Here is an 18,742-nt window from a genome sequence, read left to right on the forward strand (position 1 = left end):
AACAAAGTCAATCAACAAGTGCCCACACAGATTGTCTGATAGATTGTTAAAGAACAAAAAACAACGACGCGAGTCAGTTTCACTTTGCTTACAACGTCGCGTCGTTGTGTGGGGCGTATTATAGGGATTTCATCAACCTTTGCAAGCGCTTTTTGGAAAAATTCTTATTTTTTTAATTAAGCGATGTTTTTTTATACGAAATAGTGATCAAGCCCCGCTTTATCGTTAATTATCAATATTCAATAAGCGCAACTCTTGAAATCCCCATAATGAAAGCGCTTGCTGAAATACGGCTTCATATTTAAAACTCTGCGTACAAAAAATCAAATTCCGGGTTTCGCTAATCGGTCTGACCGTAGTGTGAATATCCAGCAGTTTTTTTACTCTCATTGCAATGGCTCTGCCCGGATCAACAAAATATTTGACTTGCGGCAGGCAGATCTGGATTTCATCCTTAATTAAAGGAAAATGCGTACAGCCCAGTATTACCGTATCCAGATCGTCTAACCCTCGCCAAATTTTCAACTCTTCATTCAAAGCGAGCAAATCCACCGAAGCCCCGCGCAATTTTTGTTCCGCAATTTCAGCCAAAACCGTACTGCCCAGTTTTTCAACCCGGCAATGTGCGGCATAATTTTCAATTAATTCATTCACATATTGACGCTTTACGGTCCCTTTTGTCGCTAGCAGACCAATATGCTTGCTAACCGACATTTCCGCGGCAGGCTTTATAGCAGGTACAGTACCGACAATAGGAATGGCGAAATGGCTTCTCAAGGTCGGCAGCACAACGGTACTTGCCGTGTTACAGGCGATCACAATGAGATCTAAAGGGTATTGTCGGTCGATTTTCTGACAAATTGCCAACGTACGTTCGATAATCACCTCTTCAGCTTTCTCGGAATAAGGAAAACCCGCATTATCAAAACAATATAGATACTGGTAATCCGGTAAAAGCTGTTTCACTTCCTTATAAACACTAAAACCGCCGACGCCGGAATCAAAAAACAGGATTGTCGGTTTTAAACTCATCATACTATTCAATCCCAAAAACGTTTAAATTTATGACCGCACTTTTTAAATTCTATCAGGCATTGGAATATATTGCCCGATTATTCAGCCAACGCCGAATCAGCTGCTCAGCCACATCCGGGTGACGTTGGATTAACTCACGGGCATAATGCTGAACCTGCGGGATCATTTTACGATCACGCATTAAATTTGCCACTTTAAATTCGGCAATGCCTGTTTGCTTTGTGCCTAATACTTCACCCGGTCCGCGAATTTCCAAATCTTTTTCCGCAATATAAAAACCGTCCTGACTTTCACGCAAAACCTGCAAACGTTTTTGCGAAATTTTGCCTAATGGCGGTTTATACATTAATACGCAAAAAGACGCCGTGCTGCCGCGACCGACTCGACCGCGTAACTGATGCAGCTGAGACAATCCCAACCGTTCAGCATTTTCAATAATCATCAGACTGGCGTTCGGCACATCGACACCAACCTCAATAACAGTTGTCGCCACCAGTAAATCCAGTTCAGCCTGTTTAAAACTTTCCATGACCGCCTGTTTCTCCGCTGCTTTCATACGACCATGAACCAAGCCGATTCGCAAGTGCGGTAAACTTTTGCGTAAATCCTGCGCGGTTGCTTCCGCTGCCTGTGCCTCTAGCACTTCGCTTTCGTCAATGAGCGTACATACCCAATAGGCCTGTCGTTTTTCATGCGCGCAGGCATGATGTACGCGAGCGACAATTTCGGCGCGGCGCTCTTCGGACACCGCAATGGTCGTCACCGGCGTACGCCCCGGCGGCAGTTCGTCAATAACGGAAGTATCCAGATCCGCATATACCGTCATCGCTAGCGTGCGGGGAATTGGCGTCGCCGTCATAATTAGCTGATGAGGATAACAGCCGGCTTTTTCGCCTTTTTCGCGCAACATCAGGCGTTGATGCACGCCAAACCGGTGTTGTTCGTCAATAATCACCAGCGCCAGATCGGCAAAAACGACATCTTGCTGAAACAACGCATGGGTACCGATAATCATACTTACGCCGCCGCTGCCGATTTGAGCCAACGCCTGCTGCCGAGCTTTGCCTTTTACTTTCCCCGCCAGCCAGCCGACCTCAATGCCCAAAGGCGCAAACCAATTGCGAAAATTTGCGGCATGCTGTTCCGCCAGAATTTCGGTTGGCGCCATTAATGCAACCTGTTTGCCGTGGTCGATAGCCAACAGCGCCGCCAATGCCGCCACCAGCGTTTTACCGGAACCGACATCGCCCTGCACCAAGCGCATCATCGGATAATTTTTACCTAAATCCCGTTCAATTTCTTCACTGACGCGAAGCTGCGCGCATGTCGGTTGAAATGGTAATTGGGCTAAAAATCGTCGGGCTAAATCTGTTTGTCGGTGCAGCGGCAATGCAGAAAACTGTTGCATTCCCGACCGCACTTTTTGCATTGCCAAATTGTGCGCCAACAGTTCTTCAAAAATCAATCGCTGCTGGGCGGGATGTTTGCCCTCCTCCAGCTGCGACAAGGAAATCTCCGGCGGCGGTCGATGCAGAAAACGAATTGCCTCTTTCAAACTGAAAGGATATGGATTAAACCCGTCGGGGAGAATTTCTGCAACCTGAATATTCTCCAATAATGCCAGTGCCTGCTCCGTCAACTTACGCAGGGTGGTCTGCTTTAACCCGTCTGTCGTCGCATAAATCGGTGTGAGGGTTTCTTCCAATATGAGCGGCGCTTTATCGCGAATAATCCGATATTCGGGATGATGAATTTCCGCCATAAACCGCCTGCGTTTCACTTCGCCAAACGCCTGCACGCGGGTACCGGTCTGAAAACTGTTACGCATCGCCGCATTAAAATTAAAAAAGCGCAATGTTATTTTCGATGTGCCGTCGGACAGCGTAACGGTTAAAATCGGACGACGACCGAATTGTACCGTGCAGGTTTGCACAATTCCTTCAATGGTGGCATAGCGCTCAAGGCGTAAATCGGCAATAGGCGTAATGCGAGTTCGATCCTCATAGCGAATCGGTAGGTGAAAAAGCAAATCTCGCAAATTATCAATACCGATGCGGCTTAATTTTTCGGCAATGGCCGCTCCCACACCAGATAGCGAGGTCAGCGGTACCGCATCAAGTATTCGACTATTCATTTAACTGTTGGTGTTACGTTCAATACTCACAAAGCCTGGGATAGTTTTAATTCTGCGGATAATATTGGCCAGATGATGAGTATTTTTGGTGGTTAATAATACTACAATTTGGTACAAACGCCCGTCCTGTTCCTCTGTCCAAATACTGTGGATATTGCTGTCCAGCGCAGAAATCGCCGAGGTCAGATTCGGTAACGCGCCTTGCTGGTTAATCATTTCAATGCGTAATTCTGCCTCAAATTCCATTTTGTTATCGCTTTGTTCCCATGTCACCGGCGTATAATGTTCAGGATCGTCTTTGCGCTTTTTCAGATTCATACAGCATTCGTGATGAATCACCAACCCCTTGCCCGGACTGGCATAAGCCACGATTGGATCGCCGGGAACCGGATGACAACATTGGGCAAATGTCGTCAGTAGCCCTTCGCTGCTTTTGATTTCTAACGGGTTTTTATTGTTGTTCAGTTCGCCGTCGGTATCAATTTCTATCGCCTCGCCCAATAACCGATAAGCAATCACGGCACTCATTTGATTACCCAATCCGATCTCGGTCAATAGCGCATCAAAATTATCTAATTTTAATTCCGCCAGCAATTCGTTAATTCGCAGCGGGTCAATATCGCTTAATTTTTTCGGCAACAATGCGTTGATTAGCTGGCGTCTGCCCAGCACTAAGGCAGTATCGGCGCGCAAATCCTTCAGCGCGTGGCGAATATTGGTTCGCGCCTTTGCCGTAACGACAAAATTTAACCAACCCGCATTCGGTTGTGCAGTAGCCGAGGTGATAATTTCAATCGTTTGTCCTGATTGTAACGCCTGTGATAACGGATAAGGCTTGCGATCCACATTTGCCGCCACGCAGGAACTGCCAATATCGGAATGCACGGCATAGGCGAAATCCACCGGTGTGGCACCAGCTGGCAATTCTACGATACGTCCTTTCGGCGTAAACACATAAATTTCTTTCGGGAAAAACTCCGATTTAACGCTTTCGATAAACTCAAAAGAATTGCCCACACTCTGCTGTAATTCGATCAGACTTTGCAACCAGCGTTGCGCGCGGATCTGGGCGGTCGTACTGTCGTTTTTGCCGCCCTGTTTATAGGCCCAGTGAGCAGCGACCCCCATTTCCGCCATTTGATCCATTTCCTCCGTGCGGATCTGAACTTCCACCGGCACGCCATGCGGCCCGATCATAGACGTATGCAAAGATTGATAACCGTTGGCTTTAGGCACGGCGATATAATCCTTCACTCTGCCCGGACGCGGTTTATACAAACTGTGCATTTGTCCCAGCACGCGATAACAGGTATCCACATCTTTGACTATTGCACGAAAAGCATAAATATCCATAATGGAATGGAACTGCTGATCTTTCAGGCGCATTTTTTGATAAATCGCATAAAGATGTTTTTCCCGCCCGAATACTCGTGCGTCAATTCCCATATCGTCCAATCGCCCTTTGATTTCGTCGGCGATACGCTGAATCATATCTTTACGGTTACCGCGCGCAATTTGAATAACCTTCTGTAACACCGCATAACGCTGCGGATACATGGCTTCAAAACCGAGATCTTCCAGTTCATTTTTAATATGTTCAATACCGAGACGATGCGCCAGAGGGGCATAAATTTCGAGGGTTTCTTTGGCGATACGGCGGCGCTTATCAGGACGTAGCGCACTCAGTGTACGCATGTTATGGGTGCGGTCGGCAAGTTTTATCAGCACCACGCGAATATCGCGTGTCATGGCCAAAATCATCTTACGGAAATTTTCCGCTTCGGCTTCTTTGCGAGTGCGGAATTTCAGTTTATCCAGTTTAGATACGCCTTCTACGATCTCGGCGACGCTGGTGCCGAATTCGGCTTTCAGCTGCTGTTCCGTGTATGGCGTGTCCTCAATCACATCATGCAACAAGGCGGCCATTACCGCTTCGTGATCCAGCCGCATTTCGGCAATAATCGATGCCACCGCCACCGGATGCGTGATATAAGGCTCGCCGCTTGAGCGTGTTTGTCCTTCGTGCGCATCTCTGGCGATAATAAATGCACGTTTTACCAATTCAATTTGTTCAGTCGGCAAATAGCCCTGAATGATTCGCTCTAAACTTTCAAATAAATACAAAGGACACCTGACTTTTCATTAAGACGAAACCAATTGTCTGATAAATTAAAGAAAAACTGACCGCACTTTTCCGTTTATTCGGACAACAAAGACACCGCGTGCAGTTCCGCCGACTCCTGTTCCAAGGCATCATGACGGTCTTGTGCGTTCATGATGTCATTATTGATCAAACCTTTTTCGATTTCGCGCAAAGCGATAACCGTCGGTTTATCGTTATCTTCCGGCACTAGCGGTTCACGGACATGCAATTGCAACTGTCTTGCACGACGCGCCGCGGTTAAAATCAAATCAAAACGGTTGCCGATTTTTTCAACCGCATCCTGCACTGTTACACGAGCCATAAATTACTCCACCAATAAATTAATCTTTAAAAATAAAAAAGGGTGATTATGATACTAAAACGCCGCTTATTTTGCCAGTAATTGATGCAGTAACGCGGTATTTTGTGTCTGCTGGTAATCAAGGGTCAGGCGTTCTGCGCGCAGTATATGCACCAAATCCGCCAACGCCCGCTCAAAATCCTCGTTAATGATAACGTAATCATATTCGTCATAATGAGACATTTCATCTACCGCTTGCGCCATGCGTGCGGCGATCACCGTCTCGCTGTCCTGCCCGCGCCCGATTAAACGGCGTTCCAGCTCCGATATGGACGGCGGCAGAATAAAAATGCTTTTCACCGTAGGCAGTTTGGCGCGAATTTGCTGCGCGCCCTGCCAATCAATATCAAGAAAAACATCAATACCGCGCGCCAGATTTTGCTCGATTGCTGGCAATGAAGTGCCATAATAATTATCGCCAAACACTTTGGCATATTCTAAAAATAAATCCTGCGCAATCAGCGCTTCAAACTCACGATGCGAGACAAAATGGTAATGAACGCCGTCGATCTCGCCCGGGCGCGGATTGCGGGTGGTATGCGATACCGAAACCATCATCTCGGCGCCGTTGTTCTTTTCCAGCAACGCGGCGATTAATGAGGATTTTCCCGCGCCGCTCGGTGCGGAAATAATATACAAATTGCCTTTACTCATAATACTCGTCCTTTTCAAATAGCGATAATGCCGTTCATTATGCCGATAAATCCATAAAAAATCAGCAAAAGTGCGGTGCTTTTTTGGCAAATTTATACCGAATCGCATTTTATTTTTGAATCACTTAGCCAAACCTCGGAATAATTTTGACATAGATCACAAAAAGGTTATCTGTTATAGTTTTCCGCCTAGTGCGGTTTCATCCCCAAAAGAAACCGTGCTATAATCTGCAACCGACGGATAGCGGGGTAACGCTTGGCGGCATCCTGTGAAACGTAAGAATTTGTTTAACTTAAATTATAGGTGAAAATCTTATGGCAATTAAAATTGGTATCAATGGTTTCGGCCGTATCGGCCGTATCGTATTCCGTGCTGCGCAAGCTCGCGACGACATCGAAGTTGTAGGTATCAACGATTTAATCGACGTAGAATACATGGCTTACATGTTGAAATACGATTCAACCCACGGTCGTTTCGAGGGCACCGTTGAAGTAAAAGACGGTCATCTGGTGGTTAACGGTAAATCTATCCGCGTAACGTCCGAACGTGATCCTGCCAACCTAAAATGGAACGAAATCGGTGTGGATATTGCCGTTGAAGCGACAGGTTTATTCTTAACCGACGAAACTGCGCGTAAACACATTACTGCCGGCGCTAAAAAAGTGGTGTTAACCGGTCCGTCTAAAGATGCGACTCCAATGTTCGTTAACGGCGTAAACTTTGATGCTTATAAAGGTCAGGATATTGTTTCCAACGCTTCTTGTACCACAAACTGCTTAGCGCCATTAGCAAAAGTCATCCATGAAAAATTCGGCATTAAAGACGGTTTAATGACCACTGTTCACGCAACAACAGCAACTCAGAAAACTGTTGACGGTCCGTCTGCAAAAGACTGGCGCGGTGGTCGTGGCGCATCACAAAACATCATCCCGTCGTCAACCGGTGCGGCTAAAGCAGTAGGTAAAGTACTTCCGGCATTAAACGGTAAATTAACTGGTATGGCATTCCGCGTACCGACAACAAACGTATCTGTTGTTGACTTAACCGTTAACCTGGAAAAACCGGCAACTTATGCTGAAATCTGTGCTGAAATCAAACGCGCTTCCGAAAACGAAATGAAAGGTGTGTTAGGTTATACTGAAGATGCCGTCGTTTCTACCGACTTCAACGGTTGCGCATTAACATCGGTATTTGATGCTGCAGCAGGTATCGCATTAACTGATAGCTTCGTGAAATTAGTTTCTTGGTATGACAACGAAACCGGTTATTCAAACAAAGTATTAGACTTAGTTGCACATATTTACAACTATAAAGGCTAAGTGCGACAAGTGTCGTGCTTACTGGGGTTAAATCCTTATATATCAAGGGTTTAGCTCAAGGGGAAAACAGTATTATTACTGTTTTCCCCGACTATTCAATACTACAATAGTGGTAATTGGGTAGCAGGCTAGAAAAGGAGCGTTGCTCAAGATCTAGTTCTAAGTTGGTAAAGGTAAATCGACCAACTCTAATAACAATAAGGTATGATCTTCACTCTGATGTACTTAATCTTGAAGTTATGGGATTAAGGAGAGTAGGAAAGCAAGATCCGTTGTTAGAAAGTTACTTCTTAGTTTATTTCCAAATAAAAGGGAATAAAGAGCAGCACAGCATACACTAATGTATATGCAAATTGGCTTAGGGTATTTAAACCTCAGATTAGAGAATGCATTTACAAACCTACTATAAATAAAGCCCAGAGTTCCGTCAGCCTCTAGAAAACGGAACAGAACTAAGCACTGGTAATGCTTAGTGAGGAGAGGCGTATTTTTACCAATAAATTTTATCTTCACTAAGGGAAGTCTTCTACCGAAGCCCCATTTCAATTAAGTGGTTGAACCGTGTATTTGCTTGCGGAAATGAGTAAGCGATGTCGTTCGACCTGAATTCTACCAAGAAAACATCTAATATAAAGGACACCCTTGAACTATCCCAAATTTACCTTAGGGAGATTTTGAGTAAAAGTGAGAGATGTAGCGCCTTATAATTAGTATTACTATTGGTTGCGAACGGAGTTAGAAATAACGAAAGGTAAATTTATGAAGTATACGGCAAGGGCTTATTTAGTACTGGAATAGGAACTAACTTAGTTAAGTATGAGTAAGCTGTTATTACTATTGTTACAATTTATTTTGAAGTGGATATATGCTGTTACGGAAAGATAAATGAGTGTAACCTGTTATGTGACTAACAGTAACCTAGGGATAGCGCATTACTGACAACGGTTTTGTGTGGAGCTTCCTGACAATGCCCCCCGATAAGGTTATTAATATTGTGAGATATTAATAAAATACTCGAAACGACCATTGGGTTGAGGGGCTAGGTTGGATAGAAAGATAAACGTAAGTGAATAGTCGTAATTCTCGTTATGTAGAACAAGCCTACGGTCGCTATCGGCTTGAACCAAAAGGTATGCAGTGGGTTATCTCATTTTAGCCTTGGGATACGTCACCATAACACTGTCGGGAAACAGACTATATCTTCACTATTCGTGTAGTAATAATGGAACTTGGTAAACCTATATTTCCGCCTGAAAAGGCAGGCAAAGCGTAAGCAATGCTGTTGGGGGTGTAGGTAAGAGAGGTTAGAGAAAGCGAATGCTGTACTGTAATGGCGCAGATAGGGTGTGAAATATAACCTAACCCGAAAGGGTGCAGACTTCTAACTGGTCTTTCATCGCAAGATGTCTGACTAATTCCTTAAAAGTTTAAACGGGACAAAGCGAGCGTTGGCTTGCTGATTAGAAATAATCAAACAAAACCAACGCAAGCACTCTTTATCCTTAGTGATAACAACTATTGGTAATGATAGCAACTCTTGAAAGTTTTCACAGACCAGAAAGAGGAACTATCTGTTTACCAAGAAAACTTATCTCTAAACGGAGGTAAGTATGAAAGAGCGGATTCATCATACTAAGAAATTAGTAAATAATCCAGCTCCAGCGACCCCGAACATATCAAAATGGCATTATATCGATTGGTATAAAGCAAATCGATATGTGAAAGGAATGCAGGTGCGGATTGCGAAGGCGACACAGGAAAGCAATTGGCGTAGAGTAAAAAACCTACAAAGAATGCTGACCCACTCATTTTATGCAAAAGCATTAGCAGTAAGACGAGTGACTGAAAAGAGAAATACTTTTGTTCAAATAGTACTCGAAATTGGATTTTTGGTACGGTAACCAATGATAAACAGGGCAAACTAATCCCAATAGATTTAATTTATTGTGGGTACGTTAAAATTAAACGGCACCAAAAGGTAAAATCACAATACAAGCCATTTTTACCCGAATGGGAATTGTATGGGAAAAATCTTGTTCAAAAAAGTAGAATGTATGATGAACAATCACACAGACGACAATGGCAAGTCTTGTACAAAGAGCAAAAAGGGAAATGTGTATTATGTGGTTTTCCAATTACAAAAGAAACGGGCTGGCACGATCACCATATTATTTACAAAGTGTATGGTGGAAAGGATACGCTAAACAATAGATGTTTGGTACACCCTGAGTGTCATCGTCAAATTCACCGCCTGAATTTGAAAGTAATGAAGCCGACTGCCTAGCAGTTAATAGAAAGGCTTGAGCTGTATGCAGAGAAATTTGCTTGTACAGTTCTTAGGGGGCTAAGCTGTAGCAATACAGCTTGGCTACCCGATTCAACTTTTTCTCATATTCAACCGCCCTTTTACGGGCGGTTTTTTATCGCCAGCAAAATATATTTTACACTTCGCGCCGCTGTATCTGCACATTGCCGCCCTCCTGCTTTTCGAAAAAGCTGAACAACTGTATTCATTAGAAAATGTTATCAACATCACAAAATCTATAATTTACTTACTTTTTTTGTTTTTTCTACTGGAATTTTGTTTTGTTAACCATTATATTAGCGCACAAGTGTTCGCTTAAATTATAAGAATGACCGCAACCGCATAAAATTATTGTTAAGGGGAAGCAAAGAAAACATGGAGCAACTTGATTTTCACTTCATTAACCGCATTCATCATCAAGCAAAAACATTAGCTGATCGCACCGCACTTCGTTACCACGAACATAACGGTTGGAAAGATATCTCTTGGTCGACTTTCCAGCAGCAAATCGACGATGTATCGCGAGCATTGCTGGCAAATCATATCGGCATACAGGATAAAATCGGTATCTTCGCACATAATATGCCACGCTGGACGATAGCAGACATCGGCGCATTACAGATTCGTGCGGTAAGTGTACCCATTTATGCCACCAACACCGCGCAGCAGGCAAAATTCATCATTAATGATGCTGATATTAAAATTTTATTTGTCGGCGATCAGGAACAATACGAACAAGCCTTGGCTATTGCCGAACAATGTCCGCAGCTACAGCGCATTGTCGCGATGAAAGACAGCATCCGCCTGCTGGATAACGCGATTGCCTGTTACTGGCAGGATTTTATCGCCGACGGTTCTGAACAAAATCAATCCGAGCTAACATCTCGTCTGGCAGATAAACGGCTGAGCGATTTATTTACTTTAATTTATACCTCCGGCACGACCGGAGAGCCCAAAGGCGTGATGCTGGATTATGCGAATCTCGCTCACCAGTTACAAGCGCACGATAAAGCACTGCAACCAATCGATATGCAGGATATATCACTGTCGTTTTTACCATTTTCGCATATTTTCGAGCGCGCATGGGTCGCCTATGTGCTGCATCGCGGTGCGATGAATTGCTATATTGAAGATACCAACCAGGTACGTTTTGCATTAAATGAAATCCGTCCGACATTGATGTGCGCAGTACCGCGCTTTTATGAAAAAATCTATGCCGCTATTCACGATAAAGTGCAGCGGGCGCCTTTTCTTCGCCGGACACTCTTTAACTGGGCAATAAAGGTTGCTCAACATTATTTTCAATTGACCGCCAATCGACAGCGCGTTTCATTGCTTACCCGCAGTCAATTTCTATTGGCTGATCGATTGGTGTTGAGCAAACTGAGAAATCTGTTGGGGGGGCGAATCCGTATGATGCCGTGCGGTGGCGCAAAACTGGACCCGTCCATCGGGCTGTTTTTCCAGAGTATCGGCATCAATATCAAGTTGGGCTACGGCATGACGGAAACCACCGCAACCGTTTCCTGCTGGCAGGATGGGCATTTCGAACCAAACTCAATCGGCGAGCTGATGCCCGGCTGCGAAGTGAAAATCGGCGCCGATAACGAAATTCTGGTACGCGGCGGTATGGTTATGCGCGGTTACTACAAAAAACCGGCAGAAACCGCCGACGCCTTCACTGCCGACGGCTTTCTGAAAACCGGTGACGCCGGGCAGTTCGACGCGCAGGGCAATCTGTATATCACCGATCGCATCAAAGAATTAATGAAAACTTCTAATGGCAAATATATCGCGCCGCAATATATTGAAGGCAAAATCGGCAAAGACAAATTTATTGAGCAAATTGCCGTGATTGCCGATGCGAAAAAATACGTCTCAGCCCTTATAGTACCTTGTTTCGCTTCATTGGAAGAATACGCCAAACAGCTGAATATCAAATACCAAGATCGTCTCGAACTGGTGAAACATTCCGATATTATTCAACTGTTTGAAAAACGGATTAACGAGTTGCAAAAAGAGTTGCCGAGTTTTGAGCAAGTGAAAAAATTTACCCTGCTACCGCAGGCGTTCACTACTGCGATGAATGAAATCACTCCGACCCTGAAACTGCGCCGTAAAGTAATTCTTCAGCGCTACAAGGAACAAATCGAATCCATGTATAAATCGTAATCCCAAAAGTGCGGTAAAAATCACCGCACTTTTTTTGCTTATGATTTAAGCGACACAATAAATAATATGATCAACATCACAAAATATAAATTTTAGTTGAGAATAATTCTCATAAAAAATCGATAATTTCCCCAGTAAAACCAATCACTAACCCATAGTTTGCATAAAAAACCGACGAAAAAACACTATATCTAGTAGTTGAAATAAAAATAATATCTATATATAGTGTATCGCGAATTTAACAGGCAGAACATGCAGAGGTAGTTATGGGCACATTTTTCGTAATCAAACGTGACGGCTCACGAATCGGATTTGAAATTCAGCGTATTATCAACGCCATAAAAAAAGCAGCACTCGCTGTCGGCATCAATGACGACCGCTATTGTTACAGTATTGGTCAGCAGGTATGCGATGAAATTTTCGCGCATCATCAACAGGAAATCGACATCAGCCGTATTCAGCAAATTGTTGAAAATCATCTGATGTCAAGCCAGTACCCGCAAATCGCCCGCGCGTATATCGAATACCGCCACGACAGAGATCTGGCGCGTGAAAAGCGCAGTAATCTGACCAAAGAGATTGAGGGATTAATTGAACAAAGCAATGTCGAACTGCTGAACGAAAACGCCAACAAAGACGCCAAAGTGATTCCTACTCAACGGGATTTGCTGGCGGGGATCGTCGCCAAACATTACGCCAAACGCTATATTCTGCCGCGCGATGTGGTAGCGGCCCATGAAAAAGGCGAAATCCATTATCATGATCTAGACTATGCACCGTTTTTCCCAATGTTCAATTGCATGCTGGTGGATTTAAAAGGCATGTTGACCAGCGGATTTAAAATGGGCAATGCGGAAATTGAACCGCCGAAATCCATCGGCACCGCAACCGCAGTTACCGCGCAAATTATCGCGCAGGTTGCCAGCCATATTTACGGCGGCACGACAATTAACCGTATTGATGAAGTGCTGGCGCCTTATGTGCAGTTAAGTTATGAAAAACACTTAAAAACCGCCGCACTTTGGCAGATTCCGCAACCGGAAGCCTATGCCAAGGCGTTAATCGGAAAAGAATGTTTTGACGCCTTTCAATCGCTGGAATATGAGGTCAATACGCTGCACACCTCAAACGGTCAAACTCCGTTTGTCACCCTCGGTTTCGGGCTGGGTACCGGCTGGCAGGAACGGCTGATTCAGCAATCCATTTTGCGTAATCGCATTCGGGGATTAGGTAAAAACCATAAAACGCCGGTCTTCCCGAAATTGGTATTCACCATTAAAAACGGCGTGAACCATAGCAAAACCGATCCGAACTACGATATCAAACAGCTGGCGCTGGAATGTGCCTCTAAACGCATGTATCCAGATATTTTAAATTATGATCAGGTGGTGAAAGTCACCGGTTCGTTCAAAGCGCCGATGGGCTGCCGCAGTTTCCTCGGCGCTTATCAAGAAAACGGCGAATATGTGCATGACGGGCGCAATAATCTGGGCGTGGTCAGTCTCAACCTGCCGCGTATCGCATTGGAAGCCAAGGGCGATGAACAGCGCTTTTACGATATTTTGGAACAGCGTCTGGCGCTGGCGAAAAAAGCGCTGATGACACGTATCGCCCGGCTAGAAAATACCAAAGCCCGAGTAGCGCCGATTCTGTATATGGAAGGCGCCTGCGGTGTGCGCCTGAAAGCCGATGACAATGTGGCGCAAATTTTCAAAAACGGACGCGCCTCAATTTCGCTGGGCTATATCGGTATCCATGAAACCATCAATGCGCTCTATCATCACCATATTTATGACGATGAACAGCTGCGCCAAAAAGGGCTGAAAATCGTCGAACGGCTCAGCGAGGCAACTAAACAATGGCGGGCGGAAACCGGCTATGCGTTCAGTTTATATTCTACACCGAGCGAAAACCTGTGCGACCGTTTCTGCCGGCTGGATACGCGCCAGTTCGGCATTATCGACGGTGTGACGGACAAAGGTTATTACACCAACAGCTATCATTTAGATGTTGAGAAAAAAGTCAATCCTTACGACAAACTGGACTTTGAAATGCCTTATCCAGCATTAGCCAATGGCGGTTTTATCTGCTACGGCGAATATCCGAATATCCAGCATAATCTGAAAGCGCTGGAAGATGTGTGGGATTACAGCTATGCGCGCGTGCCTTATTACGGCACGAACACGCCGATTGATGAATGCTACGAATGCGGCTTTACCGGCGAATTCGAGTGTACCAGCAAAGGCTTTACCTGTCCGAAATGCGGTAATCACGACAGCGAAAAAGTGTCGGTCACCCGCCGAGTCTGCGGTTATCTCGGTAGCCCGGACGCCAGACCGTTTAACGCCGGCAAGCAGGAAGAAGTCAAACGCCGGGTTAAACATATGTAATTTGCCATCACCCCGAACAAGGCGGCGGGAAAGCGGATGCCGTTTTTCTCCCGCCCCTTTGCTCAAAAGACGGGATGTTAACAATAGATATTTTCTACCGTAACGACATAACGTCTTTATATTCCGTCAATGCGGTTTGCTATGCGTTTGCCGCGCAATATTGAAAAATAAAAAAAATTCACCGCACTTTAAGCTAACAAAGACGTTACTTTATAATGTCCGAGCATTAACACGAAAACAAATGAACTATTTACAATATTACCCCGTTGATATCGTCAATGGTGAAGGCACGCGCTGTACCTTGTTCGTCAGCGGCTGCACCCATCGTTGCAAAGGCTGTTACAATCAGAAAAGCTGGTCCTTTTCCGCCGGGGTATTGTTCGATCAAGCCATGGAAGATCAAATCATCAACGATTTGCAAGACACCCGTATTAAACGCCAAGGGCTCAGTCTGTCCGGTGGTGATCCGCTGCATCCAAACAATATTCCGACCTTGTTAAAGTTGGTACAACGAGTAAAACGCGAATGTCCGGATAAAGATATTTGGCTGTGGACGGGTTATAAACTGGATGAACTCAATGCTCAGCAACAAACCATGTTGCCTTATATCGATGTTCTCATCGACGGCAAATTCATTCAGGCGCAGGCCGATCCGGCGCTGGTTTGGCGCGGTTCCGCCAATCAGGTGATTCACCGTTTCAGCGCCGATAAAATTCGCTCAGGCAAATAGCTGCACACTGTTGTGCCAAAGCGCTTGCGCAATAACGTGCGCCGCTTCGGGACGCAACTGACACAGCGCCTTGAAAGTCTCGACAATTCGCTCGGGGCGATTCGGTTGTCCCTGAAAACCGAACACCGGCATATCGGGGCTGTCGGTTTCCAGTATCAAGGCATCAAGCGGTAATTTTGCAATCGTCTGCCGAGTTTTATTGGCACGTTGATAGCTAATCACACCGCCAACTCCGATTCGATAACCGAGATCCACAAAACGCTTCGCCTGCTCATAGCTGCCGGCAAAACCGTGCACGACACCACATTTCGGCAGATCCGCCCGTTTAAGGAAGGCATACAGTGGCTCATGGGCTTTGCGCGAATGCAGATTGACCGGCAACCCATATTGTTTGGCAAAACTTAACTGAGCAGAGAAAAAATCCTGCTGTTTTTGCCATAATGCCGTGCTTAATAATTCGGGCTTAGCACGTTCCAAGCCGATTTCCGCCACCGCCGTACATCCGCGCGGACGCTGTGCCAGCAATCGGTTCAGCCGCTCCAAGTCCGCCTGCGTATGCTGTCGAATATATAACGGATGCAGCCCCAAACCATAATACAGCCGTTGCGGATAAAGTGCGGTCATTTTTGCCAGCGTTTCAAAGTCTTTTTCCATCACCGCAACGATCAGCATTTTTCGCACCCCTGCCTGCGCCGCATTTGCCATTAGACGGGATAAGGGCTCGCCGCTCATGCGCAGCAAATAATCCAGATGCGTATGGGTATCAAAAAATGTCATCATCAATCAAACAAGGTTTTCCAGCTTGGCGCATAGTGCGCCTCAAAACACATGCGCACCTGCGCTTCATTATTTTTTTCCGTACACAGCGGCGGCAATGCTTCCAGGCTAAAATAGCCGCTGTCAATGGTTTCGTTATTCGGTCGGAACTCACCGCCAAGTGCGGTACAATAAACGAACGTTTTACACACTTTGTGCGCCATTTTTGGCAGATTATGTTTATCCCGATCCAAAATGGCGATAATAAAATCGGCGCTCACTGCCAAGCCCGCCTCTTCCTTCACTTCTTTAATAGTATTTTCCTTAATGGACAGATCCACATCCACCCAACCGCCGGGCAGCGACCACAAACCGTTTTCTTCCTGCACCAGCAAAATCTGATCCTGACGGAAAACGGCCGCCCGCGTATCCAGTTTCGGAGTCTGAAAACCCGTTTCATTGCAAAATAGATCTTTGACTTTTTGTGCCGAAAGCCCCGATTTATACTGAATAATATCCGCACTGATTTCGCGAATACGCTGAAAACGCTCAATATCAAATTTATTCGGCGAATAAAACAGCCCCGCCTGCGCCAGACTTTGCAGTTCCACCGCCCATTGCAGCCAGCGCTCCTCTTGTTGCATGCTCACCTCCAATAAAAAAGCGGGCTGACAGCCCGCCGAACCAATTAGTCTTCCAGCGTAACGGATTCAATCACCACATCATCCTGCGGCACATCTTGATGAAATCCTTTATTGCCGGTTTTCACGCTTTTGATTTTATCTACCACATCCATACCGTCAACCACTTCGCCGAACACCGCATAGCCCCATTCCTGCACGACCGTCTTGCCGAACATTTCTTTCGCGCGGTAATCCAAAAAGCTGTTATCCGCCACATTAATAAAAAACTGTGCAGTCGCGGAATGCGGATCAGAGGTGCGCGCCATGGCGATAGTGCCGCGTTTGTTGCTCAGCCCATTAGCGGCTTCATTTTGAATCGGCGCCTCGGTGGCTTTTTCGCGCATGCCCGCTTCCATGCCGCCGCCCTGAATCATAAAACCGTCAATTACCCGATGAAAAATCGTGTTGTTATAAAACCCTTTTTTGCAGTAATTTTCAAAATTTGCGGCAGTCAGCGGTGCCTTTGCGTGATCCAATTTAATCCGGATATTGCCGAAGTTTGTATGTAATGTAATCATTTTCTTATTCCTGTCAAATATAAAGGCGTTTATTATTCCATAAAAGCCCAATAAGTGCTATAAATTACGCTTTAAAGTGCGGTCGGTTTTGCCCGCATTTTTATGACCTTTTCACGAGAACAACACAATGCTAAAAATTTTTAATACATTAACCCGAGAGAAAGAAATTTTTAAACCCATTCACGACAATCATGTGGGGATGTATGTGTGCGGCGTCACCGTCTATGATTTATGTCATATCGGACACGGACGCACCTTTGTTTGTTTCGATGTGATCGCGCGTTACCTGCGTTATCTGGGCTATCATCTGACTTATGTGCGCAACATCACCGATGTGGACGACAAAATCATTAAACGCGCGCTGGAAAATCAGGAAAGCTGTGAACAGCTGGTGGACCGCATGGTAGGCGAAATGTATCGGGATTTTGATGCACTGAATATCCTGCGTCCGGATTCCGAACCGCGCGCAACGCACCATATCGCAGAGATTATCGCGCTGGTAGAAAAGCTGATTCAGCGCGGTCACGCCTATGTAGCGGAAAACGGCGATGTGATGTTTGATGTGGAAAGTTTTCAGCAATACGGTAGACTGTCTCGTCAGGATCTTTCTCAGCTACAAGCCGGTGCGCGGGTGGAAATTTCGGAAATCAAGAAAAACCCGATGGATTTCGTGTTATGGAAAATGTCCAAACCGCACGAGCCGAGCTGGCAAGCACCATGGGGAGCCGGTCGCCCGGGCTGGCATATCGAATGTTCGGCGATGAACTGCAAACAACTGGGCGAACACTTTGATATTCACGGCGGCGGTTCAGATTTAATGTTCCCGCACCATGAGAATGAAATCGCCCAATCCTGCTGCGCGCACGACGGCAAGTACGTCAATTACTGGATTCATTCCGGTATGATTATGGTCGATAAAGAAAAGATGTCGAAATCACTGGGCAATTTCTTTACTATTCGTGATGTGCTGAGCCATTATGATGCGGAAAGCGTGCGTTATTTCTTATTAACCGCCCATTATCGCAGCCAATTGAATTACAGTGAAGAAAATCTGAATCTGGCATATGGCGCGCTGGAACGCCTGTACACCGCACTACGCGGCACCGATCGCAATGCGCCGGCCGACGGTGGAGAGCATTTTGTTGCCGCCTTTAAAGACGCTATGGACGATGATTTTAACACGCCGAACGCCCTTTCCGTTTTATTTGAAATGGCGCGTGACATCAATAAACTGAAAACCGACAATATGGCGCAGGCTAACGGTCTAGCCACCCGTATGCGCGAACTTGCCGGCGTGCTGGGGTTGCTGGCACAAGAGCCGGAACACTTTTTGCAATCCGGTTCCGATGCCGATGAAGTGGCCAAAATTAACGCCCTGATCCAACAGCGTAATAACGCCCGCGCGGCTAAAGACTGGGCGCAAGCGGATGCTGCTCGTGATGCGTTAAATGCAATGGGTGTTGTGCTGGAAGACGGTCCGAACGGCACAATCTGGCGCAAACAATAATCCCTGACGGCACGCTACATCGTGCCGTTTGTTGA

General features: G+C 45.7%; 15 protein-coding genes. 7 read left to right on the forward strand and 8 right to left on the reverse strand.

The window, feature by feature from the left end; all coding sequences use genetic code 11:
• Positions 1 to 225 precede the first annotated feature (225 nt).
• The 5 genes from murI to gmk all read right to left on the reverse strand — a co-directional run bounded on the left by murI (position 226) and on the right by gmk (position 6,327).
• A complete protein-coding gene (murI, locus tag BN3349_RS02610) occupies positions 226 to 1,035 on the reverse strand; it encodes a glutamate racemase (RefSeq protein ID WP_040975717.1) in 810 nt (269 codons plus the stop codon).
• Positions 1,036 to 1,087: 52 nt separating this feature from the next.
• A complete protein-coding gene (gene recG, locus BN3349_RS02615) occupies positions 1,088 to 3,169 on the reverse strand; it encodes an ATP-dependent DNA helicase RecG (RefSeq protein ID WP_040975718.1) in 2,082 nt (693 codons plus the stop codon).
• Complete coding sequence (spoT, locus tag BN3349_RS02620) at positions 3,170 to 5,293, reverse strand: bifunctional GTP diphosphokinase/guanosine-3',5'-bis pyrophosphate 3'-pyrophosphohydrolase (RefSeq protein WP_040975719.1); 2,124 nt, start codon at positions 5,291 to 5,293, stop codon at positions 3,170 to 3,172.
• A gap of 74 nt (positions 5,294 to 5,367) precedes the next feature.
• Positions 5,368 to 5,634 carry a DNA-directed RNA polymerase subunit omega gene (gene rpoZ, locus BN3349_RS02625; RefSeq protein WP_032109641.1) on the reverse strand — a complete coding sequence of 89 codons (267 nt, stop codon included), beginning with the start codon at positions 5,632 to 5,634 and terminating at the stop codon, positions 5,368 to 5,370.
• 66 nt (positions 5,635 to 5,700) lie between these two features.
• The gene (gmk, locus tag BN3349_RS02630; protein ID WP_040975720.1) at positions 5,701 to 6,327 is read right to left on the reverse strand and encodes a guanylate kinase; all 627 of its coding nucleotides are present in this window, start codon (positions 6,325 to 6,327) and stop codon (positions 5,701 to 5,703) included.
• 314 nt (positions 6,328 to 6,641) lie between these two features.
• On the opposite strand from gmk, the gene gap reads away from it, so the two are divergent.
• The 6 genes from gap to nrdG all read left to right on the forward strand — a co-directional run bounded on the left by gap (position 6,642) and on the right by nrdG (position 15,243).
• Entirely contained in the window at positions 6,642 to 7,646 is a 1,005-nt protein-coding gene (gene gap, locus BN3349_RS02635; protein ID WP_040975721.1) for a type I glyceraldehyde-3-phosphate dehydrogenase, read from the forward strand.
• A 1,610-nt stretch (positions 7,647 to 9,256) separates the two neighbouring features.
• The gene (locus BN3349_RS02645; protein ID WP_040975722.1) at positions 9,257 to 9,547 is read left to right on the forward strand and encodes a reverse transcriptase N-terminal domain-containing protein; all 291 of its coding nucleotides are present in this window, start codon (positions 9,257 to 9,259) and stop codon (positions 9,545 to 9,547) included.
• 149 nt (positions 9,548 to 9,696) lie between these two features.
• Positions 9,697 to 9,930, forward strand: coding sequence for an HNH endonuclease (locus BN3349_RS12210; protein ID WP_245853726.1), 234 nt, complete (start codon positions 9,697 to 9,699; stop codon positions 9,928 to 9,930).
• A 396-nt stretch (positions 9,931 to 10,326) separates the two neighbouring features.
• On the forward strand, positions 10,327 to 12,123 hold the full coding sequence (locus BN3349_RS02655; RefSeq protein ID WP_040975725.1) for an AMP-dependent synthetase/ligase: 1,797 nt from the start codon (positions 10,327 to 10,329) through the stop codon (positions 12,121 to 12,123).
• Between the two features lie 266 nt (positions 12,124 to 12,389).
• Complete coding sequence (gene nrdD / locus BN3349_RS02660; RefSeq protein ID WP_040975726.1) at positions 12,390 to 14,513, forward strand: anaerobic ribonucleoside-triphosphate reductase; 2,124 nt, start codon at positions 12,390 to 12,392, stop codon at positions 14,511 to 14,513.
• A 241-nt stretch (positions 14,514 to 14,754) separates the two neighbouring features.
• Positions 14,755 to 15,243, forward strand: coding sequence for an anaerobic ribonucleoside-triphosphate reductase-activating protein (nrdG, locus tag BN3349_RS02665; RefSeq protein WP_040975728.1), 489 nt, complete (start codon positions 14,755 to 14,757; stop codon positions 15,241 to 15,243).
• On the opposite strand, the gene BN3349_RS02670 is transcribed toward nrdG, so the two are convergent.
• Genes BN3349_RS02670 through BN3349_RS02680 form a run of 3 tightly spaced genes read right to left on the reverse strand, consistent with a single transcriptional unit; the run spans position 15,232 to position 17,200 of the window.
• Positions 15,232 to 16,020 (reverse strand): TatD family hydrolase, encoded by a 789-nt coding sequence (locus BN3349_RS02670; RefSeq protein WP_040976017.1) that lies wholly within the window; start codon positions 16,018 to 16,020, stop codon positions 15,232 to 15,234. The two genes, nrdG and BN3349_RS02670, sit on opposite strands and share 12 nt — an antisense overlap.
• 2 nt (positions 16,021 to 16,022) lie before the next feature.
• Positions 16,023 to 16,643 (reverse strand): NUDIX hydrolase N-terminal domain-containing protein, encoded by a 621-nt coding sequence (locus tag BN3349_RS02675; RefSeq protein ID WP_180334828.1) that lies wholly within the window; start codon positions 16,641 to 16,643, stop codon positions 16,023 to 16,025.
• A gap of 44 nt (positions 16,644 to 16,687) precedes the next feature.
• Entirely contained in the window at positions 16,688 to 17,200 is a 513-nt protein-coding gene (locus BN3349_RS02680; RefSeq protein ID WP_040975732.1) for a peptidylprolyl isomerase, read from the reverse strand.
• 127 nt (positions 17,201 to 17,327) lie between these two features.
• Between BN3349_RS02680 and cysS the strand changes: the two genes are divergently transcribed.
• A complete protein-coding gene (gene cysS, locus BN3349_RS02685) occupies positions 17,328 to 18,707 on the forward strand; it encodes a cysteine--tRNA ligase (protein ID WP_040975734.1) in 1,380 nt (459 codons plus the stop codon).
• Positions 18,708 to 18,742: the final 35 nt, after the last annotated feature.

This window comes from Necropsobacter massiliensis, assembly GCF_000827595.2.
Taxonomy (GTDB): Bacteria; Pseudomonadota; Gammaproteobacteria; order Enterobacterales; family Pasteurellaceae; genus Necropsobacter; species Necropsobacter massiliensis.

Bases quoted from the DNA above. Each gene is read 5' to 3' on its own strand.
- murI (WP_040975717.1), bottom strand. From the start codon at position 1,035: ATGATGAGTTTAAAACCGACAATCCTGTTTTTTGATTCCGGCGTCGGC.
- recG (WP_040975718.1), bottom strand. From the start codon at position 3,169: ATGAATAGTCGAATACTTGATGCGGTACCGCTGACCTCGCTATCTGGT.
- rpoZ (WP_032109641.1), bottom strand. From the start codon at position 5,634: ATGGCTCGTGTAACAGTGCAGGATGCGGTTGAAAAAATCGGCAACCGT.
- gmk (WP_040975720.1), bottom strand. From the start codon at position 6,327: ATGAGTAAAGGCAATTTGTATATTATTTCCGCACCGAGCGGCGCGGGA.
- gap (WP_040975721.1), top strand. From the start codon at position 6,642: ATGGCAATTAAAATTGGTATCAATGGTTTCGGCCGTATCGGCCGTATC.
- BN3349_RS02645 (WP_040975722.1), top strand. From the start codon at position 9,257: ATGAAAGAGCGGATTCATCATACTAAGAAATTAGTAAATAATCCAGCT.
- BN3349_RS12210 (WP_245853726.1), top strand. From the start codon at position 9,697: ATGTATGATGAACAATCACACAGACGACAATGGCAAGTCTTGTACAAA.
- BN3349_RS02655 (WP_040975725.1), top strand. From the start codon at position 10,327: ATGGAGCAACTTGATTTTCACTTCATTAACCGCATTCATCATCAAGCA.
- nrdD (WP_040975726.1), top strand. From the start codon at position 12,390: ATGGGCACATTTTTCGTAATCAAACGTGACGGCTCACGAATCGGATTT.
- nrdG (WP_040975728.1), top strand. From the start codon at position 14,755: ATGAACTATTTACAATATTACCCCGTTGATATCGTCAATGGTGAAGGC.
- BN3349_RS02670 (WP_040976017.1), bottom strand. From the start codon at position 16,020: ATGACATTTTTTGATACCCATACGCATCTGGATTATTTGCTGCGCATG.
- BN3349_RS02675 (WP_180334828.1), bottom strand. From the start codon at position 16,643: ATGCAACAAGAGGAGCGCTGGCTGCAATGGGCGGTGGAACTGCAAAGT.
- BN3349_RS02680 (WP_040975732.1), bottom strand. From the start codon at position 17,200: ATGATTACATTACATACAAACTTCGGCAATATCCGGATTAAATTGGAT.
- cysS (WP_040975734.1), top strand. From the start codon at position 17,328: ATGCTAAAAATTTTTAATACATTAACCCGAGAGAAAGAAATTTTTAAA.